Origin of the sequence: Pedobacter sp. KBW06 (genome assembly GCF_003852525.1) — a bacterium.
Classification (GTDB): domain Bacteria; phylum Bacteroidota; class Bacteroidia; order Sphingobacteriales; family Sphingobacteriaceae; genus Pedobacter.
This window is the reverse complement of the sequence record NZ_QAJL01000001.1, coordinates 1,160,380-1,186,344: the sequence shown is the minus strand read 5'-3', so window position 1 is coordinate 1,186,344 and position 25,965 is coordinate 1,160,380. Positions and strand designations below refer to the sequence as shown.

Below are 25,965 nucleotides of genomic sequence, written 5' to 3'. Positions count from 1 at the left end.
TCAGATACTTTACGAATATGGGTTCAAAGCCCTCACATAATAACTCTCACTTGTGTTATTAATGGTTTGTGCCGAATTTTAAGATGTAATTAAACGTGTAACCCTTGGTTCGGGATTTAATTGCAACCTAAATATGCAATTTATATCATGTGCTTGTAGACGTACAAAACACGCAGTTATAAATGGCTGATCAGCAAAAACCCAAACGCCAGGGTACGTTGGCGATCTAATTATTAAACTCAAGTTTTATTATGAAAACAAACAAAAGCTTATTCGAAAAAAGAATCGAATTAAAAGACTGCCAAATCAACGGCGGCAAACTTGGATTCAGCAATCAATTATCTGTAGCAGAAACAGGAACAAGAGAGAACCCTGATACTTGTACAGACATTGGCTTTGACCAACCTGGGACTAACCTGCCAATTGGTTACAACACTGCCTTAACAGGAAACTAGTCACTGCTTATTCTAAACTTTTAAAATTTGATCTCTTGATTATCAATTGGTCTAGCGATGGCGGCAAAATATGTCAAAGCTATCAGGATAATCTTTAAAGTTTCAAACATTTAAAAGTTGTCAATCGAATGAATAATGAAGTACGAAACTTAATCAGAAAAAAATGAAAAACAGCAACAAATTGTTCGAGAAAAAAATCGAACTGAAGAATAGTCAAATTAGTGGTGGACTGGCGGCGGCTGGAACTTACAAAAACGTAAACACAACCCATACATACCCTAACGGTTGTACTTTAACAGTAGCAGAAGTACGGACAGATGGGAATCAACTCGTTGAAGAGTGCTTTTTCTCAAATTGCCCATAATCACCATCCATTAAACAACCTTAATCTATAAAATATGAAAAACAGCAAAAAATTGTTGAAGAAAAAAATAGAGCTGGATAACTGCCGGGTTAACGGTGGCCTTGCTATGGGAAGCCACGCTGTATGCAGCCAATATAGCTACGGTGACCATTGTGCCGATAAAACAACAACAATGTACAACGATCAGGGCCAAACAATTGGCTCTCCCGCTACTTCATCATGGCAAACATAATTGACTAGTTCAATTAACCACCGGGCAATAATAAGCCTGGTGGTTTCATTAATAAAAGGCAAAACATAGGTGGCTGGATAAACTGGCTATTAAAACTTATAAAATCGAGTTACGTGATATTAATATTTTCAATTAACAGTGATTATTCTACCAGTTCTGTAATCAGCTGGCTTATACGGCTCAAAAAGCCGTTTATCCGAATCAATGAAGATACCATATTGGAACTTCTTTGGCTTACCTCTTCAGATTTTGCCATCGCCATAAATGGGGAAACAGTTTTGAGCAGCCAAATTACCAAAATGTGGTACCGCAGGGGCGGATTGGATCTCTTTGCCAAATTTAAGAACGTTTTAATTAAAGACTACCTGCGTACTGAGCATACCGCCCTGATAGAATATTTTTATCATAGGCTGGATAAAATCCCTTCGGTAAATAGATTCAAAAACAGCGATATCAACAAACTATATTTAATGGATCTTTGTCAGCAATACGGTGTTTTAGCTCCTAAATACTTAGTTACGGGCTGCAAAAACACAGTTGCTGAATTTTTCGAGCAAGAAAAGCGTATTATTTCTAAGCCCATTAGCACGCCGTTTTCGTTACAAGACGAGGAAGATTTCTCACATATGGCCTATACCTTAATGGTTAACCGTGAAGATATTGATGCCCTCCCAAACCAATTTGTGCCCACTTTTTTTCAGCAGGCCATTCCTAAAGCTTATGAGATCAGGGTTTTTTACCTAAATGGTAAATTTTACGCCATGGCCATATTCTCCCAAAACAATAGCAATACCAATGTCGATTTCAGGAATTATGATAGAGATAAACCAAACAGGGTTGCACCGTACAGCTTAGAAAAAACATATGAAAAAAAACTAAAAAAGATGCTTGATGCATACGGACTTAACTGTGCGTCGTTTGATGTGATTTACTCTGGTGATGATGCTGAATATTATTTTTTAGACTTAAATCCAGTTGGCCAGTTTGGTATGGTATCAAGCCCTTGTAATTACAATTTGGAGAAAGAGATTGCACTGGCACTTTAATTTTTACCCAATCTGATTTGATTAATCCCTATCGATAAAACCTATGAAAAAAATAAAAGACCTAATAGATACCGGGCAAGCACCATTGCACATAAAATCATTGGTAAAAAAGCCTAAACCTACCTACCTTATTAAAACGAGGGTTTCTAAAATCTATCATACCAATTGCTTACAGCTTGACCTATACTTTAAATCCCCGATATGATGAAATTATATCTTCGAAACCAACTGTGCATTCCGGTAATTGGGTTTAACAGGGCTATAATTTACGATTTGGGTCGCAAAGACTATCATTTTATTTCAATCGAGCATTACCATATTTTAAACACCGATGGCTTTATAAATTTTGATAGGATTTCTGATCAATCTGAGCGTAGCGAACTGATAAAGTTTCTTTTAAATTTAGAGGTTATTTTTGAGGTTGCATCTGCTCAGGAAGAGAAAAGATTTCCGAAAATATCCAGAGCCTTACATCATACTAACCAGCTAACGCATGCTGTAGTACATGTCGATGTGAGCAACAAATTTATAGATTTTATAAGTCAGAATCACCTTCAAAACTTAAGTATAATTTCCGCGCAAATAGACGATAAACTAATCAATTTGATTGAGTCATTTGCCTATCTGGAAATTGATGGTATATATCTTTATATTGAAAGATTTGATGCAGAAAAACTTGACGAATATGAGCGGGAATTGGCTCGGCAGCCTGCTATATTTTCAGTTAATTTTTTTGGGACAGATAAGGCGCACACCAAACTGAAAGACAACATTTACTACAACTTTTTTACTGAAAGTTTTGGAGACTACCAACAGCTGCTTACCGTAGATAAATTGTTTGTAAATCAGGATTTTTTTCTGGAAGCTTATAACAAACACTCGTATTACAACGGCAAAATTTATATTGACCAAAGTGGCAATATTAAGAACGGACTTAATAATACACAAAGTTTCGGCAACATTACTTCCATGAGCTATGATGAATTTCATCAAACCATCAATAGCAATCAATTTTTGGAGCTTGGCAACCTCAACAAGAATCAAACCCTTGTTTGCCAACACTGCGAATTTAGATATATGTGTACCGATATACGCGTGCCTGACAAGGGAGCCGAATACTGGTTTCATCATTTTGAATGTGCTTATAACCCTTTTATTTCCAGGTGGAACTATGAAGAAGGTTACCTTGATTTAAATGAATCCGGGATAACTGTATCTGCATCAGGTTGTGCTATAAATGAAGACAAATTATCCGAAACCTTTAATAAAATCTGGTCAGAATAGAATGAAAAAATTCCCCTTTTATAAACAACCAGACGCAAAAGACTGTGGTCCTACCTGCTTGCGTATTATAGCAAAATACCATAAAAAAAGTATTCCGCTTCAGCATTTACGAACACTATCTGAAACTACCAGAGAAGGAAGTGGTTTGTTCGGGCTTAGCAACGCCGCAGAGAATTTAGGTTTTAGAACTTTAGGGGTTAAAATAGATTTTGATACCTTGGTTGCAGATGCGCCATTGCCTTGTATTGTACATTGGAACAAAAACCACTATGTGGTGGTTTATAAAATTGATAAAGCCGAAAAGGTTTATATTTCAGACCCCAGTTATGGCTTAATCACCTACCCAAAAGAAGAATTCATTAAACATTGGATCGGCGAAAATGCGAATGAAAAAACCGAAGAAGGTATTGCGCTAATTTTAGAAACCAGTCCATCATTTTATAAAAACGAATTTGAGGAGGAGGAGAAAAAAACAAGTTTCTCATTCCTATCCAGATATTTGATTAAATATAAATCACTTGTTATCCAGTTGGCAATCGGACTGCTGGCAGGAAGTTTATTGTCACTTATTTTCCCTTTTCTAACCCAAAGTATTGTAGACGTTGGAATACAAAATCAGGATATTAATTTCATCTATTTAATTTTATTGGCTCAGGTGATGCTTTTTATGGGCAAAATGGGCATTGATATTATCAGAAGCTGGATTTTACTGCACCTTTCGACCCGGATTAACATCTCCATCATATCAGATTTCTTTATCAAATTAATGAGACTTCCCATCAGTTTCTTTGATACCAGAATGACAGGAGACATCATGCAACGCATTAACGATCATCACAGGATTGAGCAATTATTAACCAGCTCCTCGTTAAATACGTTATTCTCCATGGTTAATCTCATCATTTTTAGCATTGTGCTTTTGGTATACGATTACCGTCTGTTTGTGGTTTATTTAATTGGTGCAATACTTTACATTGTCTGGATCAGCTTTTTTCTTAAAAAGAGGAAAGAATTGGACTATAAAATGTTCTCGCAGGTAGCGCAAGAGCAAAGTACCGTAATCGAACTCATTAACGGTATGCAGGAGATAAAAATGCACAATGCTGAAAAACAGAAGCGCTGGGGCTGGGAGTTTTTACAGGTAAAGTTATTTAAAATCAAAATAAAGGCGCTTTCTTTAGAGCAATGGCAATCTGTTGGTGGAGGTTTCATTAACCAGATTAAAGATATTCTGGTAAGTTTCCTGGCCGCAAAACTGGTATTAAGTGGAAACCTCACCCTTGGGATGATGCTTTCTGTGCAGTATATTATCGGGCAGCTCAATAGTCCTTTACTGCAATTAATAGATTTTATTAAACAAACGCAGGATGCTAAAATATCGCTTGAACGTCTGGGCGAAATACATGATAAAAAAGACGAGGAAAGCAGTGATGAACAGTATGCCTCTGAAATTCCACAAAAAGATATCGAGTTAACCAATATTTCGTTTAGATATACGGGTTCTGATGCTTTTGTTTTTCAGGACTTAAACCTGGTTATACCCTATCAAAAAACCACGGCCATAGTCGGGGCCAGTGGTAGTGGTAAAACAACGCTTTTAAAACTCATCACTAAATTTTACGAACCTAACCAGGGTGATATCAAAATTGGCAGTACCGAGATGAAGAATATTTCGCCCAGATTTTGGCGGGATCACTGTGGGGTGGTGATGCAGGAAAGTTATGTATTTAACGATACCATCGCCAACAACATCGCCATTGGCGAAGATACCATTGACAAGCAAAAACTGAGAAAAGCAATCGAAATTGCCAACATACAGGGCTTTATAGAAAGTTTGCCGCTAAGTTACAATACTAAAATCGGGAATGAGGGCGTCGGGATAAGCGGCGGTCAGAAACAGCGCTTGTTCATTGCCAGGGCAGTTTACAAGTCGCCCGAATATATTTTTTTCGATGAAGCCACCAGCGCCCTGGATGCCAACAACGAAAAGATCATCATCGAAAACCTGGAACAGTTTTTTAAAGGTAAAACGGCTATCGTTATTGCGCACAGGCTATCTACCGTTAAACATGCCGATAAAATTATTGTACTGGATAAGGGAAAGGTTATCGAAGAGGGCAATCACCAGGATTTGGTGGCCCAAAAGGGAGAATATTACAGACTAATTAAAAATCAGCTCGAACTTGGAAACTAAAAAAGATAAATTAGACGAGATCAATCTTCGCTCGGAGAGTGTGCAGGATGTTTTGGCAGAGCCACCACATTGGATGTTCCGCTGGGGCAATGTGGTGATTTTGGCGATTCTGTTAATGATCTTTATGATGAGCTATTTCATCAAATATCCAGAATTTGTGCCTGCAACTATTATCGTAACCTCGCAAAACCCTCCGGAAAAACTAGAAGCACGAATAAATTCTAAACTGGAAAAGATTTTTATCAAAGACCATCAACAAGTTAAAAAAAACCAGGTTTTAATGGTTTTACAGTCTACCGCTAATTATAAAGACATTTTACAGCTTAAAGAAGTAATTGATTCAATATCACCAGCTCATATGTCCTCTTTTCCTGTTCATAAAATATCAACTTTTAAATTAGGTGAGCTTCAGGCTGACTATAATAATTTTGCAAAGGCATTTCAAGACGAGAAATTGTTTGTCAGCCTAAAACCCTATGAACCGGAAAACAAGGCCACTGAGCAAAATATCGATGCCAGTAAAAACAGGATAGTCGCCTTAAAGCAGCAAAAAAAACTGGAATTGGCGAAATTCGAGCTAATTAAGAAAAACTATCAGCGGACGGTGCAACTCGTAAGCCAAAAAGTAATTTCGACTTCCGAATTTGAGAGTGAAAAAATTAAATTTATACAGGCGGAGCAGAGCTTGGAAAATATAGAAATTTCCTTGTCTCAAACCCAGGAGGCGATTGCAAATCTCAATAAAACAAGAAGCGGAACAAACATTAATCATGAGAAGGACAAAAGCAATTTTGCTTTGCAAACCTTACAATTGTTTGAACAATTGAAAAGGTCTTTAAGACAATGGGAACAAAATTATTTAATCATCTCTTCAACAGATGGTTTGGCAAGTTTTCAGCAATTTTGGGGTGAAAATCAATTTTTAAAAAGCGGTGATGCTATTTTAACCATACTGCCAGACAACAAAAAAGCTTTAATTGGCAGAATGATCGTTCCTGCAGCCAACTCGGGTAAAATAGCACGCGGCGAAAAAGTGCTGATCAAACTGGATAATTATCGTTTTCAAGAATATGGAATTGTAGAAGGCCGGGTACAAAATATTTCCTTCACTCCGGATGAAAAAGGAAATTATTATGTAGATGTTAATTTACCCAAAGGGTTAACCACCTCATACCACAAAACCCTGATTTTTGACAAAGAATTAAAAGGCAACGCAGAAATTGTAACACAAGATTTAAGATTAATTGAACGGTTCTTTTATCAAATCAGAAAACTTACTGAAAATCACAATTAATGTGAATCAAGGGTTGAAATCTGATGATGACTTTATTGCACAAACTGTACATCAGTCCTCTACAAAACGCCATGCAGCGGGAGCCCGGAAAGGCTCCCGAATTTTTTGGTGGGAGCGTGCATGGGTAGAGCGAAATATGGAGATTAAACCGGAAAGTTCTGCGAAGCCTTTGGATCAGATGATTGCTGAAATTCCAGCATTGAAAACAAATGTTCAATAGCCTGATAAGATTGGTCCGTATTCTTTTGCTCCAGCATAACCACAGGAATATTGTACCTTCTGAGCTGTTCAATCTGCTCGGAAGGTACTGTGGCTTTGCCTGCTGCAATCAGAATTCCATCTACCCTCAGGTTCTTCATATTGTCCAGAACCTGTTTCTCCCGCTCCTGTTTTTCAAATGACTGGCCAAAGATTACATTGTAATTCTTGCTGTGGGAATAACGCTCGATTTTACTGAGCAGGGAAGAGTAAAAAGTTTCTCCGATGTCGGGTAAAACCACACCTATGGTAAAGGTCTTGCCCTGCTTCAGGAAGACCGCGTTTTGGTTGGGTTGGAAGTTTAACTCTTTGGCCATTTTATTGACCCTCATGGTCGTGACCAGTCCGATGCTGGGATGTCCGCGCAATGCCCGGGAAACGGTAGAGGGATCCAGTTTCAGTTGTCTGGCTATATCTTTGATTGTAGGGATCTTTTCCATTTTCTGAGGAGGTTAGAATAAAACTTTGGGCTCACTGTTTCATGACTGGAACCGGCATCCTGACCGCTGATTTTTTTCCAGGTCTGGAAGTCGGTAATGGGAGCGCCATTGGTACTGTTCCAGATCCATTGCGGTTGACCTGTACTAAAGTAACGGTTGTGGTTGATGAGGTTATGGCTTCCGGTTAAGGTGTATTTATGAACCAGGACATCTTTAGGACCGGCATAGATGCTGTTGTGCTGAACCACATTGCTGTCGCAGTGTTCGGTAAGCCGGATCTCTCCTTCGATTTCTCCAAATGCGCCGGGAACGCGGTTGTTCTGAAATAGGGTGTTGTCCAGCACCGCACAATTTTTAGTTCCGGCGATGGTGTAATTTAAATAATCACCCATGTAAATGCCTGCCCGGTAGCAGTTGTAAACAAGGTTGTTTTTTACCGTAGTGGTTCTTGTAGGGTAGATCTTGCTTTCACTGACCAGGCCAATTCCCCTGTCGCTCTCATAAACAATGTTTCTTTCGATGAGGGTATTTGCCCCTCCGCAAACATAAATCGAAATTGCACCAAAGCGGTCGGGGCCCCATGTTTCCGGTGTTCTGGTCATGGTGTTGTGGTGAAAAATATTGTCCCTGATCACACCGTTACGTGCATAATTGCTTTCGACAGCACCATGAGGATTCAGTCCGTCGCCGCCAGCAACAATTACACCTATGTTCTCTGTATCGTATACCTGATTGTGACTGAAGATAAAACCATCAATATTTCCCGCAAGGGTTACGTTTTCACTTGTTCCGGTTTGGGTGTCGTGAACAGTACAGCCGGTAATCAAGAGGTTTGAGATCGGCGTTTTTCCGGTTCCAATGGCGAGTATGGCATGTCCGCTTCGTCCCTGCGCCAGTGTCGTATTGTTTTTGATGTTGTAAATATTGCAGTTTTTAACCGTGATGTGTTGTCCGCTGCCGATAATCGCCATGCCCTGGGGATCGGTATTCACCGCAGAACTGTGGAGGTTACAAATGTCAAAGCCATCGATGGTGACATAGCTTACGTTATTGACCGTAACCAGGGCCTGCCATCCGGCAACGGTAATCCTGCTGCCGTCGATCACTGGTTTTTCTCCCGGGTAGCCTTGCAGGCTGATGGTTTTTCCGGGTTCACCGGATTTGGGGAATTTGACCTCCTGATGGTAAGTCCCGGCCCTGACGATGACCTGATCGCCGGGGACAGCATGACCTAAGGCAATATTTATCGTTTGGAAAGGCGCGCTGATACTTCCGGGATTGTTATCCGAGCCATTTATGGCTACATAATACTTGCGGGGACTGGGTATAGCCGCAAAGGTTTTAGTTGTACAAACGAGCGTTTGTACAACTAAAACCAGGCTTAAAAAAGCGTATGGTTTCATGTGCTGATTAAGATTGTGTTATTCAGAAATGATTTTCCTGATCCTGTTGTTGTTTTTGTCCAGTACGTACACCGTTCCGTTTTTGTCTACGGCAACTCCGCCGGGTGCACTAAAAGAGGCCAGTCCGCCAAATCCATCGGTATAACCTGCTTTGCTGCTTCCGGCAAATGTGCCGACTTCATAAGTATTAGCCTGCAGGTAACGGATGCTTTGGTCCGGATTACTGGTACTTCCGCCGCCGGTTCCGTTACCGGCCACATAGATGTTATTGTTGTTGTCTATGGCAATCCCCCATGGATAGGCGAACTGCGCAGCCGTAGCCGGTCCATTTATATAACCGACATTTCCCTGCTGACCGGCAACAATGCTGCCCTGCCAGGTACCTGCGCTAAACTTCCTGATTACCTGATCGCCATGTCCGCTGACAAATAAATTGCCTTTATTGTCGAATTTAATCCCTGCGGGATAGTTAAGGCCGGAAATGATTGCGTTACTGGTTCCCTGGGCATTGATCTCGTAGATATTTCCAGGACTGGAACAACTGGAATAATAAAGCTTTCCAGCCACCTTGTCGAAAGCCACGCTCCATGGTTCCTGGCTTCCAAAGCCCCAGGTTTTGGCCTGTCCGTCTGGCGTGATCATTCTGATGTCCCAGTTGCCAGGGTCTACACAATACAGATTTCCCTGTCCATCTATAGCCAGGTCATAAGGCAAAGAGAAATTTGCCGCTGTGCCTTTGCCATCTGCATAACCTGCAAGATTGGGATTGCCGGCGAAAGTGCTTACATTTCCTTCAGGATCAATTTTCCGGATGCAGTGGTTGCCCGGATCGGCTACATAGACATTGAGCTGTTCGTCGACTACAATGCCTGAACTCCGGTACCAGTTCTGACCGTTCAGGTTAAATGAGGCATCTGTTCCTTTACCATTGGCAAATCCTGCAGCGCCTGAGCCGGCAAGGGTGCTCACCGTCCGGGTATACTCATAATTGAAAATGGCCTGACTGGAGGCTTCTCCGTTTTCTATTTTTATGCTGATTGGTCCTGACTTTGATTTTTTAGGAATCACGACCATTACCTGTGTGGCACTGGCACCGATTACTTTCAGGGGCATGCCGTTCAGGGTCACAGCGATTTTGGAAAGGTCGGGAGAAAAATTACTTCCGGTAATGAGTACTTCTGTGCCACCTCCACCTTTTTTAGGAATGAAATCCGAAATGCTGATGGGAGAGGAAGGATTATACCCTGTGGTTTTGTCTTTTTTACAAGTTGTAAAAAAGAGGAGCAGGAGCGCGATGCCGCAGAAGACAGGCATGTGCGCTTCCTTTATATTGATGAATGTTTTCATGGATTGCTTTTTAAAATACATAATGATACTTCGGTGTTACCAACCTGGATTCTGTACCAGGGCCCTGTCGCGGTCCAGCTGGTATTGGGAAATAGGGAAAAGGTACATCTTATCGGCCCATACTCTTTTTTGAAAGAATGTCCGGTTATAAAAGCGGGTAAAACCAAATCCCTGACCTCCATCGTCTTCATTCACATTCATCGCATAGATGGTTTGATTTTCTGCAGCGCCCAGCTGTAACCTTCTGATGAGGGTATAGTACCGGTCTCCTTCAAAACAGAGCTCCACTTGTCTTTCTTTCAGGATGTATTTTCTCATCAGTTCCCTGTTGCCCACTGCGGCGGGATAAACGGTTTCTATTCCCGGCAGTCCGGCTCTGGAGCGGATAAGGTTCAGCGTGTTGACCACATCCGGATTGGAAGGCGCGTATTCATTCAGCGCTTCTGCATAATTCAGGAGGATCTCCGCAAAGCGCATGAGGATAAAGGGTCTGTAATTGGTGGCATCCTGTCTGATGTTATCCGCCGGACTTACATTTTTCAGGAAATTGTAACCGGTAATGGTATTGGTAATTCCCGTCGCTTTGGCTCCGGCTTTGCCGCTGTAATAAAATTCCACGCGGCCTGTACCATCTACATTGGCTGCTGAAGAGTAGTAATTTTTATCATCGATGGTCGGCGCAGGTAATACCGGGCGGCCATTGTATTGAATGTAAGCATAAAAACGAGGTTCACGGTTGGCATACATATTCCACTGTCCTTTTTTATGTGCCCAGTACTGACTGCTGTTGTTTTCCGCAAAACCTGTTTCGTCGTAACCGGAAGAAGGATCTTCAATGCTGCGTCCGTTGCCCATGTAAAAGGCATCGACTACGTTTTGAGTGGCATTGTACAGGTTAATCCCTCCGGGATTGGGAGAGGAGGCTTTGGTATATCCCCAATAGTTCCAGGAATTTCTGGAGAACAGGATTTCCTTGTTCCAGTTGGTCAGGAAAAGGTCCCGTACGGAAAGATAGGGATCAAAGGTGGTTCCGCCATTGTCCAGGTTGGTAAATAGTTTATAGGCATTGAGGTCTATCACCGCTTTTGCCGCATCTGCCGCAATTTTCCATTTGTTGACATCGTATGTGGCGGGAGCGAGTGCTGTGCCGTCCTGATTTTTGAGGGAACTGAATGCAGGGTTTCCATTCCATAATGGACTGGCCGCCCAAAGTGCGAGTTGCGATTTAACGGCCAGACAAGATCCTTTTGAAGGGCGGCCATAATTGCTGGAAGAAGCCCAGCTGACAGGTAAATCAACTGCTGCCTCATCCATTAGCTGGTTAACGTAGTTTTTACATTCGTCGAACGTAGCCCTTGGATATTTATTGAAGTCTTCGTCTAAAGCAAGGGGACCTGTTAGTTTCACAACCGGCCCGTATTGTTTGATCAGCTGCCAGTAAAACCAGCCTCTTAAAAATTTAGACTCTGCTTTATACTGGGCTTTCAGATCTGAACCAAGTTGAGCATCCGGTACCCTGTCTACATTGGCTTCAAAGATAAAGGAGGAGCGGATCGCGGTGTAATAATTGTCCCAATGGTCGTAATAGGCATTTACGGAGCTCCAGTTTCCGGCCACCATCTGGCGGATATTGGTGCCTGGGATGGAAACCGAGGCCTCATCACTGATCCCAATATGTGCATAGTCTATTTCAAGTACTGCACCATAGATGTTGTATAAGTAAGATTCTGCGTTGGCCCGGTTGCTCCAGAGGATGTCTGAGGTCAGTAAGTTATCCGGTTTTTCGTCCAGGTGTTTGCAGGAGGATAAAATGCTTGTTAAAAACAATGATCCTACGGCGATAATGAATAGAGATATATTTTTCTGTTTCATCGGAATATTTTTTAATGCTTGTAATTGATCAATGGTTCTTGTTAAAACGATACTTTTAGTCCGAGGGCAAATGTTCTTAAAGGCGGATAACCTGAGGCATTGGCACCGAGTTCCGGATCCCACAATTTAAATTTAGAGAAGGTGAGCAGGTTTTGGCCGGTCAGGTAAAAGTAGACCGATTTAATACCGGATTTGGTAAGAAAGGCATCTGAAAATTTATACCCTAAAGTGGCCTGTTTTAAACGAACGAAGCTGCCGTCTTTAGACCACCAGGTGCTGGGTTGGTAGTTATTGCTGTTTTGGTTGGCGATCCCTAATCTTGGGTAATAGGCGTCCTGTCTCGGACTTTCAACGGTCCATCTGTTTTCCAGACTGGCCAGCATTCCCGAAGGATATTGGCCCATCCCGGTAAAAGGGACAATACCGGCTCCGCTTGCCCCATCACCTGTCACAGCAGCGCCATTGGCCATAAAGGTGGCATTTGAAATTCCCTGAAAGAAAAGGGACAGGTCTACGCCTTTATAGCCTACTGTAAATCCTGAACCATACAAGATGGTTGGAATGTCTGATTTGCCGGTATATACCCGGTCGAAAGGGTTGATCACGCCATCGCCGTTCACGTCTTTGTACTTGATGTCGCCCGGTCTCAATGCTGCACCAAACTGGCCAGGACTGCCTGCAATTTGCGCTGCGGAGGTAAATAAGCCTTCGGCAACGTACATCAGGTTGTCGCCTAACTTTTGTCCGGTCGCCTGTTGATAAGCATACAGTTGTCTTGGCTCGTCCCGCTGGATGATTTTATTGTTGTTATAGGTGAAATTGCCGTAGAGACGAAGAGATACATTGCCGATGTTTTCATTATACTCCAGATTCGCATCGATACCGTGGTTGTTCATTTCGCCTAAATTGGCATATACAGTTCCGGTTACGCCGAGGATTCCGGAGAGGGAACTGCGGGAAATTAAAATGTTCTTTCTTCTTTCCTTGTAAAGGTCTATCGTCAGGTTCAGTTTATTGAACAAACCGATTTCTATCCCGATATTGTCTTTGGTGGCTTTTTCCCAGGTGAGGTTTTCTACGCCGATCACACTTTCGGTCACCCCGTTAAAAATGGCACCGTTATAGCCCAGGCCTATAGAACGGCCCGGACCAAACTGATTGAGGTAAGGGAATCTTTTCAGACCCTGCGTGTTTCCGATTTGGTCATTTCCGACAATACCATGAGAGCCTCTGATTTTCAGGAGGTTCATGCTGGAAGATAGTTTGTTGAAAAAGGGCTCTTTGGAGATCACCCAGCCCGCAGAAAAGGAAGGGAAAAAACCAAACCTTTTACCCGGTTCAAAGTTTTCCGAGCCGGTATAACCTGCATCAAATTCTACCATATATCGATCTGCATAGGCATAAGTCGCCCGGAATGCCATGCCCTGGTTTTTGTAAGGAATGGAAGAAATGACATCTCCTGCGGAACTCACTACCCTTGAGCGCATATTGTATAAAAACAAACCTCCGAAATGGTGATTGCCAAAGCTGCGGTCGTAATTGATATTGGTTTCCAGGTACATCTTTTTTTCTGCCTGTGAGGCCTGGGAATAGCCCAGGAACTGATCTCCAACCCTGGATTGGTTCAGGATCAGGTTGCCTTCAGCATCTCTTGCCGTAGCGAGAAAAAGGTTGTTTCTTCCTGATCTTCTATTGTCATTTTCACTGTAGGAATCAAAAGAGAACCTGGCCATGGCACTTAATCCTTTTGTAAGGCGGTCTAGTTTCTGGTTAACGGAGAAAATAGACTGTATGGTTGGCCGGAACTCGGCTGCATAACCGGAATTCTGGATTTCGTTGAGTGGGTTGGTGCCTCCATTGTTAAAAGGGCCTGCCCATGAGCCGTCAGGATACTGGATCGGAAAGGCAATGGGTGGGGTTAAATAGGCATTGTACCAGATTTTACTGGCAGACAGGCCAGGGTATCTGCTACTGACGAGCATGGCATCCAGGTTCATCGACAACAGCGTGGTAGGGCTTAGATCGATATCGAGGTTGGTCCTGAAATCATATCTTTTAAAGTTTAAATTCGGGTCGTAGCCGTTTTGTTTGCTGACTTTATAACTGCCATCCTGATTGTAAAAAGAAGCAGAAACATAATACCTTACATTTTCGGATCCGCCATTTACATTTAAATTGGTATTGAAACCCGGTGCCCAGTCTTTATAGGTAGATTTTATCCAGTTCACATTTGGATAGAGGTATGGATCCAGGCCACTGGCTGTTTTTTGGATGATTTCTTCAGAATATACAGGCTGGTTGCCATCGTTTACAGTGGCTTCGTTGTATAACCGCATCCAGGAAACACCGTCCAGCATTTTTGGCGTTTTGGTGAGACCAGACATGGAGGCTTCTGTTTTAATGGAAATCTGTGGTTTACCTGCAACGCCACGTTTGGTGGTGATGATCAGGACGCCATTGGCACCTCTGGCGCCATATACAGCCGTTGCGGATGCATCTTTTAGTAAGGAAATGCTTTGAATGTCTTCCGGATCTATGTTGTTATAGGAACCGCCAAAATTACTGTTTACATCATCCCGCTGTACTCCGTCAATAATAATCAGGGGTTCAGCATTACCGGTGAAAGTCCCGATCCCCCTGATGGTGAAAGAAGCGTTGTCATATCCGGGTTCCCCGCTTCTCTGCATAGAGATGACCCCAGCTACTTTACCGGCAAGTGCATTAGAAAGAGAGCGGTTAGGCGTGAGCATATCTGTCATGTTGATGGTGCTGACCGCTCCGGTGATGGTTACTTTTTTCTGTTTACCATAACCGACCACCACCACCTCATCCAGTGCTTTGTCTTCCTCAGTAAGGGTAATGTTGATTTCCGTACGGCCATTTTGAGGGATTTCTTTGGTTATAAATCCTACCATTTGGACCAGGAGGATGTCTTTCGGATCTACCTGGATTTTAAAATTTCCATTGGAATCTGTAGAAGTTGCTTTTTTGCTTCCTTTAACCGACACTGTTGCGCCGGGAATGGGCATACCTTTAGCATCGGTTACCTGACCCCGGATTTCCTGCGTTGTGAAGAGGTCCACCAGTTTGTCTACGGCCTTATCCAGCACTGAGCTTTCTTTGGGTTTAATCAAAATGGTTTTTCCGTCTATGACATAGGTCAGGGGAAGGTCGTTCAGGATTTTTTTCAGGGCGACTTCCAGTTCTTCGTTTTTCACGAAAATAGTAATGGGGTCGATTCCGTTGATGACTTTTCTGTCAAACAGAAAATTGTACCCGCTTTGATTGCGGATCTTTTCCAATGCATTTTTTAAGGAAACCCGATGTTCATTAAGGGTAATGCGTTGCCCGAAGGTAGCCGCACTGACCTGCATTAATGTGAATAGGAGCACGGTGGTGGTTAGGCGCATAATCATCCATATTTTACGGATATAACGGTCTGTTATACCCGGCTTGCTGGCATAAAATCTATACATTTTGTTATATTTGGTTGTGCAGCGGCCGCTCAGGTCGAATTGTTCGGCAACTGCAGGTTCGGTTAGTAGAATTATTTTATTAACAGATGCCAGCTAATTATCGGGGGTGTTTCCAGCACCCCTGGTGATTTGGCATTTACAGGTGGTAGTTATTCCGTCACAGTTACCCTCCTTCCTTCTATTTTGAAACGAACATTGCCTACGGTTTCTATCCATTTCAGTACTTCTGATAATTTGCTTTTCCTGGATACCAATCCATCCAGAATCAGTGCTGAGCTGGTCTTTTCGCCGGCTTCATAAACAATTTCCAGGTCATACCACCTGGCAATCTTGCGCATGGCAGATTTCAAATTCTCACCATCGAATACGAAATCCCCGTTTTTCCAGCCCAGGGCTTCAGCGGTATTTACCGACCGCAGGCTGATAGTCCCACCCGGGGCAATGGAAGCCTGCTGACCAGGGATCAATACCTGTGGGGCTTGTTTTTTACCTTGAAGGTCTTTCAAACTTTGAACTTGCATGGCACCAGCTATCAGTGTCGTTCTGGCGGTGGTTTCATCGCTATAGCTATTGATGTTAAATGATGTTCCAAGGTCCTCTGCAATCTGTGTTGCCGTCTGGACGCGGAATGGCTGTCTGCCGTTGTGAGTGACTTCGAAATAGGCTTCTCCGGTTAACTCAACCCTGCGTTCTTTAAGTCCGGCAAAGCTGGAGGGGAATTTTAAAGCTGATGCTGCATTTAACCATACCCTGGTGCCATCAGACAGGGTGATCTGGTACTGGCCTCCTTTGGGGGTAGCCAGTGTTAGCTGCTGTATTGTTCCTTTAGGAGCGGGGGAGAGCTGGCTGATGTCCGTTCCATCGTTATATGCGAGGCCGGAGTTGCCGATCATGATGCCACCTTTAAGGTCATTTAAATGCAGCTTCCGTCCATTTGCCAGGGTGACGGTTGCTTTGTTGCTTCCGGGGTCAATATCATGAAGCGCCAGCTGATCGGTACCGTTCTTCATGGTTTGGCTTTGCAGGTAAAAGAACAGGCCGGTGCTCAGGATCAGGAAGAGCGATGCGGCAATCAATAAGCCTTGTTTTAATTTTTTGGACTTGCTTTCTGAAGGAAGGATGGTGTTCATCGTCTTGATGTCGAGCAGGTCCTCATGCAGCTCTTCTGCAGTTAAGCCCAGCGGAAGGTCTCTGTTCCACTGGACATACCAACTCTCTAAAAAAGCGATTTCTTCAGGTGTACAGTTGCCTGCATGTTTTTTTTCTAAAAGCTGATCTATTTCCTCTTGTTGCATCATTCTTGGTTAGGGAAGGAGCGTACCTTCCGTATTTAGAGAGTAGAGACGAAGCAGAATGGCCTTGGGGGGTAAAGAAAATAAAAAAAATTATAAGGAGAGGAAGAGCATGGAGCCAAACTTAATGCGAAGAATCCTTAATGCACCATTTACGGCACTTTTTACGGATTGTTCAGATAGGTTAAGTTCTTTTGCAATTTCCTGATGGCTGAGGAATTTCTTCCTGCTCAGCTCGAATATCTGACGTGCCCGCTCCGGAAGGTTTGCGATTTCCTGATCAATCAGGGCAGTAAGCTGGTTTTGTCTGGCGAGGTAATCTGTGGTTACGACTCCGGTTTCTGCAAAAGACTGAATAGACTCGGTATAGGATGTTTTCAGCTTCTGCTTTGCAAGGAGGTCAAATATTTTATTTCTAACCGAAGTATAGAGATAGGCAGACAGGCTTGTTTTAAAAGTAATCTCCTGACGTTTGTGCCATAGGGTGGTGAACAGCTCATGAACCAGATCTTTGCATTCTTCCCTTAACTGAAGTCTTTTATAAGCATGAATGTATAAGGCAGCATGATAACGATTATAAATTTCGGCATAAGCTAATTTGTCATCAGACTTAAGTAAATCTGCTAATTCCTGATCATTACGGCTTTTGTAGTACATTTTGTTTGGATATACTAACGTACATAAATATTATTTTTGATCAAAATAAAAGATGGGAGCTGCCGGTGCCTGACTTTTTAGGCACAAAAAAAGCATCCCTTTTCAGGGATGCTCCAGACTGATCTTTAGGCGATCAGATTTTCTTTACCTGGGTTGCATTAAGCCCCTTTTTTCCGTTTTCAACTTCATAGCTAACCTTGTCGTTTTCTCTTACCGGGGTCGTTAATCCCGAAACGTGAACAAATAGTTCAGGATCCCCGTTGTCAGGTACGATAAAACCAAATCCTTTTGTTTCATTGAAAAATTTTACTGTTCCTTGTGGCATGGTATTTTTAATTAGTGATTCTTTTGATCCTATATAACAGTTTAGTTTTATACTTTGTTTATGAAAATTTAAATCAGCATAAACTGAAATTCAGGAATCTTATCTTTTAACTGCAGCATAAACGGTTTATGGTCAAATATTAAAACAGTTTTAACAATGGACCAGTTTTTTAGGGAGAGCAGCGTTTTTTACTTCGGCCTTCTTAGAAATTGAACAAGGAGTATAATGAAAGATATTAAGGAAAGAAACAGCGCGGCATAGATGACCACATAGCATATTGAATAGATGAGCTCGCCTGCATGATCAGAAAAATAATCCCTTAACAGCAATTCAATGATCAGACGGGATATGATGATCAATACAAGGCTGCTGAAAAAAATAATAACTGCGATTTTATTTATTTTGCTTTTTTCCATTCGATAACTTTTTCTTTAAATTACATTTAAACAATGAAAATACAACTGACAACAATACTCCTTTCACTGCTTTTTTTGAGCTGCAATGATCGGGCTGAAACCAATCAGGTGCAGAGGGGGGATGCCACTGCCGATACTGCGGGAGTAAAGAAAGCGGCTGCAAATAAAGGTACTTCGGAAATGACAAGGGTTCCTGCCGATACGGCGATTATTGGGTCTAAGGAAGCCATTAGCGAAGACCAGCTGAACAAAGCGGAAGTTTCTATGAGGGATAGCCTGGTCCGGTTATCCGCAAATATGAGACTTGACCATAGAATCTTTGGCTATGAAAAGCCGGATACCAATTCCAGGAAGATGATTTTATTGTCGATCTTCACCAGCGATGTAAAGGGAAACCCATACCGGTGTCCATATGGTTCGTTCTATGAAACCAATGAAATGGATGGCCTGGAGCTTAGGTTTGTTTTGGACGGGGACAAGTTCATAGAAGTGAACGTGGAGAAGGAGAAAGCGATTTTGGGCAAGGTATTTATAGATAAGAAATGGATTGAATTTGAATAATTATTAAATAAATCAAAGATGAAAAATGTTCAGACAAGCTTAATTCAAAATGTGATGAGGTTGGTTTTAGGCTTTTTGATGATTTTTGCAGCCTTTGGTCATTTTACTTATCAAAGAACAGATTTTCAGGCACAGGTACCTGATTGGATTCCGCTGAGTAAAGATCTGGTGGTGATTTTATCGGGCGTGTTTGAAGTATTACTAGGCCTTGGAATGGTATTCCTGACAAACCAAAAATTAAGAATTGGTCTTGCCCTAGCCACATTTTTCTTATTGATCTTCCCCGGAAACATTGCCCAGTACCTGAACGGAACGGATGCCTTTGGACTGAATTCCGATAAGCTTCGCCTTATTCGATTGTTTTTCCAGCCCTTGCTGATCATCTGGGCATTGTGGTCTACCGGCGTATTCCGTTACCTCAGAGAAAGAAAAAGGGGTTAAAGACAAGGGGAATGGATGAAAGACTCCTGTCTGGCATCTCCAGGTAATGGTTTCAAAGATTTTTTTCCGCAAGCATATCCGGATTCCGGCTTAAGGACCTGCCATTTTCATTAAAAACTTCAAGCACTTCTGCATACATTCCGAGTACAGCAAACTGTTTTACCAGTTTATCTCCGATATTATTGCCGCAAACTACCCGTAATATTTTATCACAATCTTCAAGATCAACAGACCATTCACCGATCTCCGGAAAGCCTGAGATGACCTGGGAAACCTGTTGTAAATCAACGGAGTTGTTGACTGTAGTGGATAGGATGATGATGTGCTTGGACATAACTGAAGTTAAATGAATATGCAGAACTGAGGCAGCAAATGTATCATATTTTTGCAAACAAACAAACCATACGGTATCTTTGCTGAATGGAAAACCCATATAAAAGAAAGAAAGAACCAGAGGTTAATAAACAGCTGATCCTTGAAGCTGCTGCCGAAATCGGAGCCACAGCCGGTTGGCATCAGGTGACTTTCCAGGCCATCGTAGATAAAATCGGATTGAGTAAAGGTGGCATTATGCACCATTTCCGCAACAAGGAAGAGCTACTTGCAGAATTGCTGCGGCAAAGCCTCATTGAACTGACGGAATGGATTACAGAAGAAAAGAAAACCTCTGGCATTGAGGTGGCTCCTATGGCATTCCTTCGCTTTGTAGTCAAAAAGAGCGGCGACCTGCATTACCGGAGAACGATGAAAGTAATTTTACAGGCAGCACTGGTCAATGAAGCTTACAGGACCATGTGGGACAATTGGTTTACGGAGCACATTACCGCTGGTATTGTGGAGGATCAACCTGTCAATAGTTTGATCATTATGCTGGTGGCCGATGGCCTTTGGTTTGCAGACAATCTTGGCATGTATCATCTCAGCGAGGAAAAGAAAATGCAGATCATCGATAAATTATTGACCTTATAAAACCTTAAATAAACATACCCTTAACAATAGATCATCATGGGATTTGAAGAAACTATCGTCCACGAGGACAAAACATTTACCGGAGTTAATTATGCGGAAAAGCGTCTGGAAAACCGGGAGTTTATCAGATGTGAATTTATCAACTGCGATTTCTCCAGGAGCGACTTAAGTCATAACGATTTCATGGAGTGTAATTTTAAACAATGCAATTTCTCCATGACCATTGTTAAAGGCACCGGATTTAAAGATGCCCGGTTTACAGGCTGTAAAATTCTGGGCATCAATTTTTCTACCTGCAATAAGTTCTTGTTTTCTTTCCATTTTGAGCAGTGTCACCTGGATTACTCGATCTTTTATGGCGCTAAACTCCGGAAGACTAAGTTTACGGATTGCTCGCTTAAAGAAACCGATTTTGAAGAGGCAGATTTAACCTCTGCTGTTTTTCACAATTGTGACTTATCGGGCGCCAGTTTTGTAAGGTGCGTTTTGGAGAAGACCGATTTCCGGACGGCCAGGAGCTTTAGTCTGGACCCGGCGATGAATAAAGTAAAACAGGCGAAATTTTCGGCATTGAACCTGGCCGGATTGCTTTACCAATTTCAGCTGGATATTGATTACGATGGCTAAAATCAATGACTGATGCGATAGGTTAAACCCAGGTAAACGCTCCTCCCATAGCCAATGTATTGTGGTCTTAAATCGCCCCTGTAATGCTCCTGTCCATCGGCAGCGGTATAATTCAGCGCAGTGGTATTCAAAAGATTCTTTACCCCGATAGCGGCATCCAGGCGTTTGGCAAAAAAGGAAATTCCGGTATGTACATCCAGAAGATGTGCAGCGGGCATATGGTTCAATACCCGGTTTTTTACCATGCTATAACCATCGCGTTCAAATGAATAGATAGATTGTTTACCTATAAAACGATAGTTCGCATTGATCCGGTAATTGTTTTTAAAGTGATAAGCAATGCTGGAATTGCTTTCCAGGTGGAAGAGGTACCGGTCGTATGCCTTGCTGCTGCCAACATCATCACCCCTGGTGCCCAATAGAGAAATGCCCAGGTTTGCTTTGATCCGATCGGAAGAAAGGTCGATATCAATCTGGTTTAACCAGCCATAATATTCGTTAAGGTTGGTATACCTGTAGGCATCCTGTGTCGGTATTTTAAGCGTCGCAGGGCTGATGATGATTCTGTTCCTGAGTTGTTTAAAGCTGGAACTGAGTGTAGTCTTTATCGCAATTTCTCCTGTGTTTTTCAAAGTGTTCTGCCAGGAGAGTAAAACTGATTTTCCTGTTTCAGGTTTTAAATCGGGGTTTCCCTCAAGAAGGTTAAATTCGTTTTCAAGGTAGCTGAAAAGTTCTCTGTGGTTTGGCGACCGGTCTGTTTTTTCCAGGATGAGCTTAAGGTTGTTGTGTTCGTTTAAGTTGTAATTCAGGCTTAAAGCTGGAGCGGCGAAGATTTTGGGCTGATGATAACGGCTCAGTCGCAGGCCGGGCTGGATGGCCAGTTTTTCTGATAAATGCCACTGGAATTGCGTGAATACCGACAAAGAAAGCAGGCCTTTATTGATCCAGGAGCTCAGATAGGTGCCGGGCTCTACAGCGATATTTCCCCTGGTATGGTCCATTTCGTATCCAAGTTCCCATCTCAGTTTATCTGGTAACAATGGCTTGCTGATCATTGCCCTCGAATAAAAAGTATTACTGGCGTATAGCTTTCTTAAGCCGGTTTGTGTTAATGCTTCATGACTGGCAGTATTTACTTTTCTGATGTTTCTCTTGCTGGCTGCTTCCTGTAAAGAAAGGTCTAAAGAATAGGTTGCATTTCCCCGGAAAGTACCTTTGAAGTTGAGTTGGTGTTTTGAGCTGTTGTTTAGATAGCTGAAGTCTTCGGCAGTAAATAAAGGTAAAAGTACATTGTCCCGGAACTCCTGCTCTGCATTGTGGCCATAGAAGGTAAGGTCTGCTTTGAATGTGCTGAACTGATAAAAGGCCCTCATGTTTTTTGTTTGATAATTCAGTTGACCTGTGATGTTGCGGGAAGTTCTCGGCGACCATTCATAGCCTCTCTGGTAGCTGCTTTCTGCAAGGTAACCCGGGCCTTTGTATTTGCCCTGGTATCCCTGAAACTGATCCCTGCTGATATTTATGCCCAGCTGTAAGTTCTTCAGTAAAGAATAATGGATACCCAGGTTTTGCAGGTGTCTTCCTTTGGCTCCGTTTCCGGACTTTAAATTATATTCATTGCCTGTGCTTTCTTCCTGAAGGGAAAAGCGGATCGCGTTTTTATCCTGGATCTTAGTCCTGACCACATTGACCAGACCTGCGAAACTGCCACTGCCATATTCCGTTCCTTTGGCACCCTGAAAAATCTCTATAAAATCAACATCATGCATCGGGATGCTGCTCAGGTCAGTATGGCTGCCGAACATATCCGGACTGCTTAAAGGAATGCCATCCACCAGAATCTTAAAATGCCGGCTGTTCAGGTCGGCCGTTCTGATCCGTGATCCACCCAGGTCAGGAGAGTTTTCAATTTCTATATTCAGCTGATATTTCAGCACTTCCGCAAGGTTATTGGCCGCCATTTGACGGATACTTTCTTTGTCTATCTTTTTTACGCTGGAGAAAGTCAGCGGGCTTTCTCTTTTATAGACTTCCTGGGCCAATAACGGAAGCTGTGAACAGATCCATAAGCAGGCAAAAACACATTGTATCTTTTTGAACATCATCATTATAAAAAAACATCAAATCCGGACAGTCATTTTTACACAACTGTCCGGATAAGGATTGAACGCAAGGACTAAGATTTGAAATTATGGGGTAGTGGCTATTTTAGCATATTTAAACTTGATTCCGTTATTTACAGGATTGCTCGTGCTGGTGGCAGACAGGTTATCAAATTTAAATTTATAGACGTCGCCATTTGGCAATTTGATCACATAGAAACGGTCTACAAATATTTTGTAATTGCCCATATCCAGGTGTCTCCAGTATTGTCCGATTTCCTCCTGACTGGTATTGCTGAATTTGGTGTTGTCGATATTACCTGAATTGAAGGCCGCAAACTGGCTTTCAATGGAGTTGCCTGAATTTAATGCAGGATCATTTGACCAGGTATAATTCGGATCGTACGGACCCGGTGCGCCTGCGGTACTTCCTGTAGTTTGTACCCTATATATAGATACACCAGGATTGTTGTTTAACACCAGACCTTTTAATGCAAATGGATAAGCATCACCTGTGCTCATGTAACGTTTAAGTGTTACTGCACTTAGCCCCAGGTTCCATTCGCTTTGTGCTGGCTGCACCGTAGCCGTACCTGCTACGCCAAATTTGATAAACTGATATTGGTGGGTTGTGTTTTTTGCAATAGAAACAGGGGTAGGGTTGTTGGAAACAAAACTCCAGGTACCTGATGCGTTGCGGGTTACCGGCTGATAGTTTAGTCCGTATGTGGTACCATTGTATTGCACTGCTGCCAGCCAGTAAGAAACCGATACTGGTGCAACTCCGGCAGTGTCCGGATGTACCTGCACAGGTGGCGTTTTGATCAGGTAAACTTTGTTGGTAGCGGCAGGGCTGCCGATCACAAACTGGCCTTCACGATGGAAGTCAAAAGTATTCAGGTCACCCATTCCCATTGTACCCCCATTAATTAAACCATAAGCAGACTCCATTTGAGTGGTATTTGCTCTTGCCGCATTAAGTGTGCTGGCACCAGTGATTAATGACGCCTGAGTGGTGACCGAATAATTCAGGATCACCCTGTTCAGGCCATTGCCATTCCAGAAGCCGAGGTGCCAGGAGTCACGCTTTGAAGCTGCTGCAAAAGCAGAGCTGGTAAAATCAAACCAGGCCTGTGAATTGTCTATCGTTGCTGCAACCTGATCGCTGGAAACGATATTGGACAGATTAGAGGGGCCAATGCTTCTGGTGGTGATGGGCTCCGTGACCGGTGTGAAGGCTATTGCGCCGTTATTGAGGCTCAATTTATCCATTGCCGGGTTGTCTTGTTTTTTGCAGCTGGCGCCAAATATCAGGCATGCCCATGCCAATACATAAAAACTGTTTTTTTTCATGTTTCTTAATTTTAAAAGTTTAACTATTGATTTATATTGATGCTATCCTTGTGTTTCTTATTTAGTCGGTGAATATAATTTCTGCATTTCCATCCAGGTAAATGCCCCCGCAGTCGTCACAGCTGCCATCGCCGGGATCTACCATTTTGGAGATGGCCCTGTTCAGGATGAGCTTGCGCAATGGTGCCTGTGTATTTGAAGAGATGGTCACTGTTTTCAGCTTACTGAATTTCCCCAGGTCTAAGCTGCCATTTGAAATCCGGATAAAATCAGCACTGAATTGTTCCAGGGAAGGCTGCTGATTTTTCAGGTTCATCAGGCTCAGTAATTCATTGAGTTCGAGCTCTTTTGAACTGATAGAAATAGGGCGGATGGTGATGATTTTTAGTTTTGTGAACTGACTAAGGTCTGGTGCCTTTGGTAAATCAAGTCCTCCGATATCCAATCGCTCTATATTTGGGGAAGCGGTTAGCTCAAAGTTTTTAATCTTCAGCGGAGCATTGTTGGGTCTGTTGCCGTTTATGCCCAGCATCCCGGTGATGCCCGAGAGTCTGAGCTCCTCCAGCTCTGATTCAAAAAGTAGTCCGGACACAGATGTATTCCCATTGCCGGTAACGACCAGTCTGGTCAATTTTTTTGGCGGATTTAAATAAGTCCCGATATGCAGTGATTTCAGATTTTTCTGATTTGGCAGGAGCAGGGTAGTGATTTTATTGGAAAGGCCTTCGCCTATGGTCAGGCTTTCCAGTAGCGGGGTTTTGCCGCTGAAGTCCCAGCTCACCTGACTGCTTTGGGAAATTTCCAGGTGTTTTAGTTTTTGAAGCTGATCGATTTTGACTTCCTGGTCGCAGCCTATTTTAACGGTCTCCAGATGGATCAGGCTGTTAAAATCTGCAGGGCCCTGGACAATGGCAACGGAAAGGTATTTCAAACCTTTGAATTTTTTGATGTTGTTCAATAGGGTCATCGGAGATGCCAGGCTGTCTACTTTTTCAATGTCTGAACGAAGGAAACGGTTTGGTTTGCCGGCAATGGGTTTGATTTTGTAAGTCTTTTCAAGGAATTTGGTGATGTAATCTACAAAGGGTTCTGATCCTGGTATTTTGGTATTATCAAACTCCACTTCCTCTGTGTTGTAGGAGCCCTTGGCATCTTCCAGGTCCTTTTGCAATCTCGCCTTCCGTGGCAACCCGTTACTGATCTGATTCAGCAATGCCTGAATTTCTTTATATTTTCCCTCGAAATCAATCTCAGGATTGGTACGCAGCTGTACCATAGCCGGAAGGATCTCTTTGACTTGTTTTACATCAGCCAGTAACAGGGTCAATTTGTCTTTTGTTTCCTTCTGCGTTACTTTTTCAAGAAGGCGTTCCAGTGGAGGAAGGTCTTCGTCTTTAATGATTTCCTGCTCTGAGACTTCAATGATCCTCTTTTCGGTAAGGGTATTGTAGTCAATGCGCTCTTCAGTGCTTTTGTCCTTTTTACAGGCAAAAAGAAGGGTGATACAGAGGAGAAATATGGAAAATAAATGTTGCTGTTTCATGATGTTTAATTTTT

General features: G+C 42.6%; 23 protein-coding genes. 11 read left to right on the top strand and 12 right to left on the bottom strand.

What is annotated here, in order from left to right; genetic code table 11:
- Nucleotides 1-251 precede the first annotated feature (251 nt).
- From DBR43_RS04705 to DBR43_RS04675, 7 genes are all read left to right on the top strand, one after another.
- The gene (locus tag DBR43_RS04705; RefSeq protein ID WP_124578386.1) at nt 252-455 is read left to right on the top strand and encodes a hypothetical protein; all 204 of its coding nucleotides are present in this window, start codon (nt 252-254) and stop codon (nt 453-455) included.
- A gap of 163 nt (nt 456-618) precedes the next feature.
- Nucleotides 619-819: a hypothetical protein gene (locus tag DBR43_RS04700; protein ID WP_124578384.1), complete on the top strand. Its 201-nt coding sequence runs from the start codon at nt 619-621 to the stop codon at nt 817-819.
- A gap of 34 nt (nt 820-853) precedes the next feature.
- Entirely contained in the window at nt 854-1,051 is a 198-nt protein-coding gene (locus tag DBR43_RS04695) for a hypothetical protein (RefSeq protein WP_124578382.1), read from the top strand.
- A 113-nt stretch (nt 1,052-1,164) separates the two neighbouring features.
- Nucleotides 1,165-2,097, top strand: coding sequence for a grasp-with-spasm system ATP-grasp peptide maturase (gene gwsG / locus DBR43_RS04690; protein WP_158622426.1), 933 nt, complete (start codon nt 1,165-1,167; stop codon nt 2,095-2,097).
- A gap of 201 nt (nt 2,098-2,298) precedes the next feature.
- Nucleotides 2,299-3,381, top strand: a complete 1,083-nt coding sequence (locus DBR43_RS04685; protein ID WP_124578378.1) for a hypothetical protein — start codon at nt 2,299-2,301, stop codon at nt 3,379-3,381.
- 1 nt (nt 3,382) lies between these two features.
- Complete coding sequence (locus tag DBR43_RS04680; RefSeq protein ID WP_124578376.1) at nt 3,383-5,575, top strand: peptidase domain-containing ABC transporter; 2,193 nt, start codon at nt 3,383-3,385, stop codon at nt 5,573-5,575.
- On the top strand, nt 5,565-6,869 hold the full coding sequence (locus tag DBR43_RS04675) for an HlyD family secretion protein (RefSeq protein ID WP_124578373.1): 1,305 nt from the start codon (nt 5,565-5,567) through the stop codon (nt 6,867-6,869). Before DBR43_RS04680 ends, DBR43_RS04675 begins: the two co-directional genes overlap by 11 nt.
- A 143-nt stretch (nt 6,870-7,012) precedes the next feature.
- Here the strand turns inward: DBR43_RS04675 and DBR43_RS04670 are convergent, their stop codons facing one another.
- From DBR43_RS04670 to DBR43_RS04635, 8 genes are all read right to left on the bottom strand, one after another.
- Entirely contained in the window at nt 7,013-7,567 is a 555-nt protein-coding gene (locus DBR43_RS04670) for a LacI family DNA-binding transcriptional regulator (RefSeq protein ID WP_124578371.1), read from the bottom strand.
- The gene (locus DBR43_RS04665; protein WP_124578369.1) at nt 7,537-8,970 is read right to left on the bottom strand and encodes a right-handed parallel beta-helix repeat-containing protein; all 1,434 of its coding nucleotides are present in this window, start codon (nt 8,968-8,970) and stop codon (nt 7,537-7,539) included. The genes DBR43_RS04670 and DBR43_RS04665 overlap by 31 nt, the downstream gene beginning before the upstream one ends.
- Nucleotides 8,971-8,988: 18 nt before the next feature.
- Nucleotides 8,989-10,317 (bottom strand): SBBP repeat-containing protein, encoded by a 1,329-nt coding sequence (locus DBR43_RS04660; RefSeq protein WP_199756953.1) that lies wholly within the window; start codon nt 10,315-10,317, stop codon nt 8,989-8,991.
- Nucleotides 10,318-10,353: 36 nt separating this feature from the next.
- Nucleotides 10,354-12,189: a RagB/SusD family nutrient uptake outer membrane protein gene (locus tag DBR43_RS04655; RefSeq protein WP_124578367.1), complete on the bottom strand. Its 1,836-nt coding sequence runs from the start codon at nt 12,187-12,189 to the stop codon at nt 10,354-10,356.
- Nucleotides 12,190-12,230: 41 nt separating this feature from the next.
- Nucleotides 12,231-15,665: a TonB-dependent receptor gene (locus DBR43_RS04650; protein ID WP_124578365.1), complete on the bottom strand. Its 3,435-nt coding sequence runs from the start codon at nt 15,663-15,665 to the stop codon at nt 12,231-12,233.
- Between the two features lie 149 nt (nt 15,666-15,814).
- A complete protein-coding gene (locus DBR43_RS04645; RefSeq protein ID WP_124578363.1) occupies nt 15,815-16,963 on the bottom strand; it encodes a FecR family protein in 1,149 nt (382 codons plus the stop codon).
- An 87-nt stretch (nt 16,964-17,050) separates the two neighbouring features.
- Complete coding sequence (locus DBR43_RS04640; RefSeq protein WP_124578361.1) at nt 17,051-17,614, bottom strand: RNA polymerase sigma factor; 564 nt, start codon at nt 17,612-17,614, stop codon at nt 17,051-17,053.
- 133 nt (nt 17,615-17,747) lie between these two features.
- Nucleotides 17,748-17,939, bottom strand: coding sequence for a cold-shock protein (locus tag DBR43_RS04635; RefSeq protein ID WP_124578359.1), 192 nt, complete (start codon nt 17,937-17,939; stop codon nt 17,748-17,750).
- A gap of 449 nt (nt 17,940-18,388) precedes the next feature.
- Here DBR43_RS04635 and DBR43_RS04630 point away from each other — a divergent pair, with 449 nt between their 5' ends.
- A complete protein-coding gene (locus tag DBR43_RS04630) occupies nt 18,389-18,916 on the top strand; it encodes a hypothetical protein (protein WP_124578357.1) in 528 nt (175 codons plus the stop codon).
- An 18-nt stretch (nt 18,917-18,934) separates the two neighbouring features.
- On the top strand, nt 18,935-19,357 hold the full coding sequence (locus tag DBR43_RS04625; protein ID WP_124578355.1) for a hypothetical protein: 423 nt from the start codon (nt 18,935-18,937) through the stop codon (nt 19,355-19,357).
- A gap of 52 nt (nt 19,358-19,409) precedes the next feature.
- Here the strand turns inward: DBR43_RS04625 and DBR43_RS04620 are convergent, their stop codons facing one another.
- On the bottom strand, nt 19,410-19,691 hold the full coding sequence (locus tag DBR43_RS04620) for a hypothetical protein (protein ID WP_124578352.1): 282 nt from the start codon (nt 19,689-19,691) through the stop codon (nt 19,410-19,412).
- Nucleotides 19,692-19,777: 86 nt separating this feature from the next.
- Between DBR43_RS04620 and DBR43_RS04615 the strand changes: the two genes are divergently transcribed.
- Together DBR43_RS04615 and DBR43_RS04610 are read left to right on the top strand one after the other, a co-directional pair.
- Entirely contained in the window at nt 19,778-20,326 is a 549-nt protein-coding gene (locus tag DBR43_RS04615) for a TetR/AcrR family transcriptional regulator (RefSeq protein WP_124578351.1), read from the top strand.
- 36 nt (nt 20,327-20,362) lie between these two features.
- Complete coding sequence (locus DBR43_RS04610; RefSeq protein ID WP_124578349.1) at nt 20,363-20,953, top strand: pentapeptide repeat-containing protein; 591 nt, start codon at nt 20,363-20,365, stop codon at nt 20,951-20,953.
- A gap of 2 nt (nt 20,954-20,955) precedes the next feature.
- Here DBR43_RS04610 and DBR43_RS04605 read toward each other — a convergent pair whose 3' ends face one another.
- From DBR43_RS04605 to DBR43_RS04595, 3 genes are all read right to left on the bottom strand, one after another.
- Nucleotides 20,956-23,061: a TonB-dependent receptor plug domain-containing protein gene (locus DBR43_RS04605; RefSeq protein ID WP_124578347.1), complete on the bottom strand. Its 2,106-nt coding sequence runs from the start codon at nt 23,059-23,061 to the stop codon at nt 20,956-20,958.
- 81 nt (nt 23,062-23,142) lie between these two features.
- Nucleotides 23,143-24,408 carry an HmuY family protein gene (locus DBR43_RS04600; RefSeq protein WP_124578345.1) on the bottom strand — a complete coding sequence of 422 codons (1,266 nt, stop codon included), beginning with the start codon at nt 24,406-24,408 and terminating at the stop codon, nt 23,143-23,145.
- 61 nt (nt 24,409-24,469) lie between these two features.
- A complete protein-coding gene (locus tag DBR43_RS04595; protein ID WP_124578343.1) occupies nt 24,470-25,951 on the bottom strand; it encodes a hypothetical protein in 1,482 nt (493 codons plus the stop codon).
- Nucleotides 25,952-25,965: the final 14 nt, after the last annotated feature.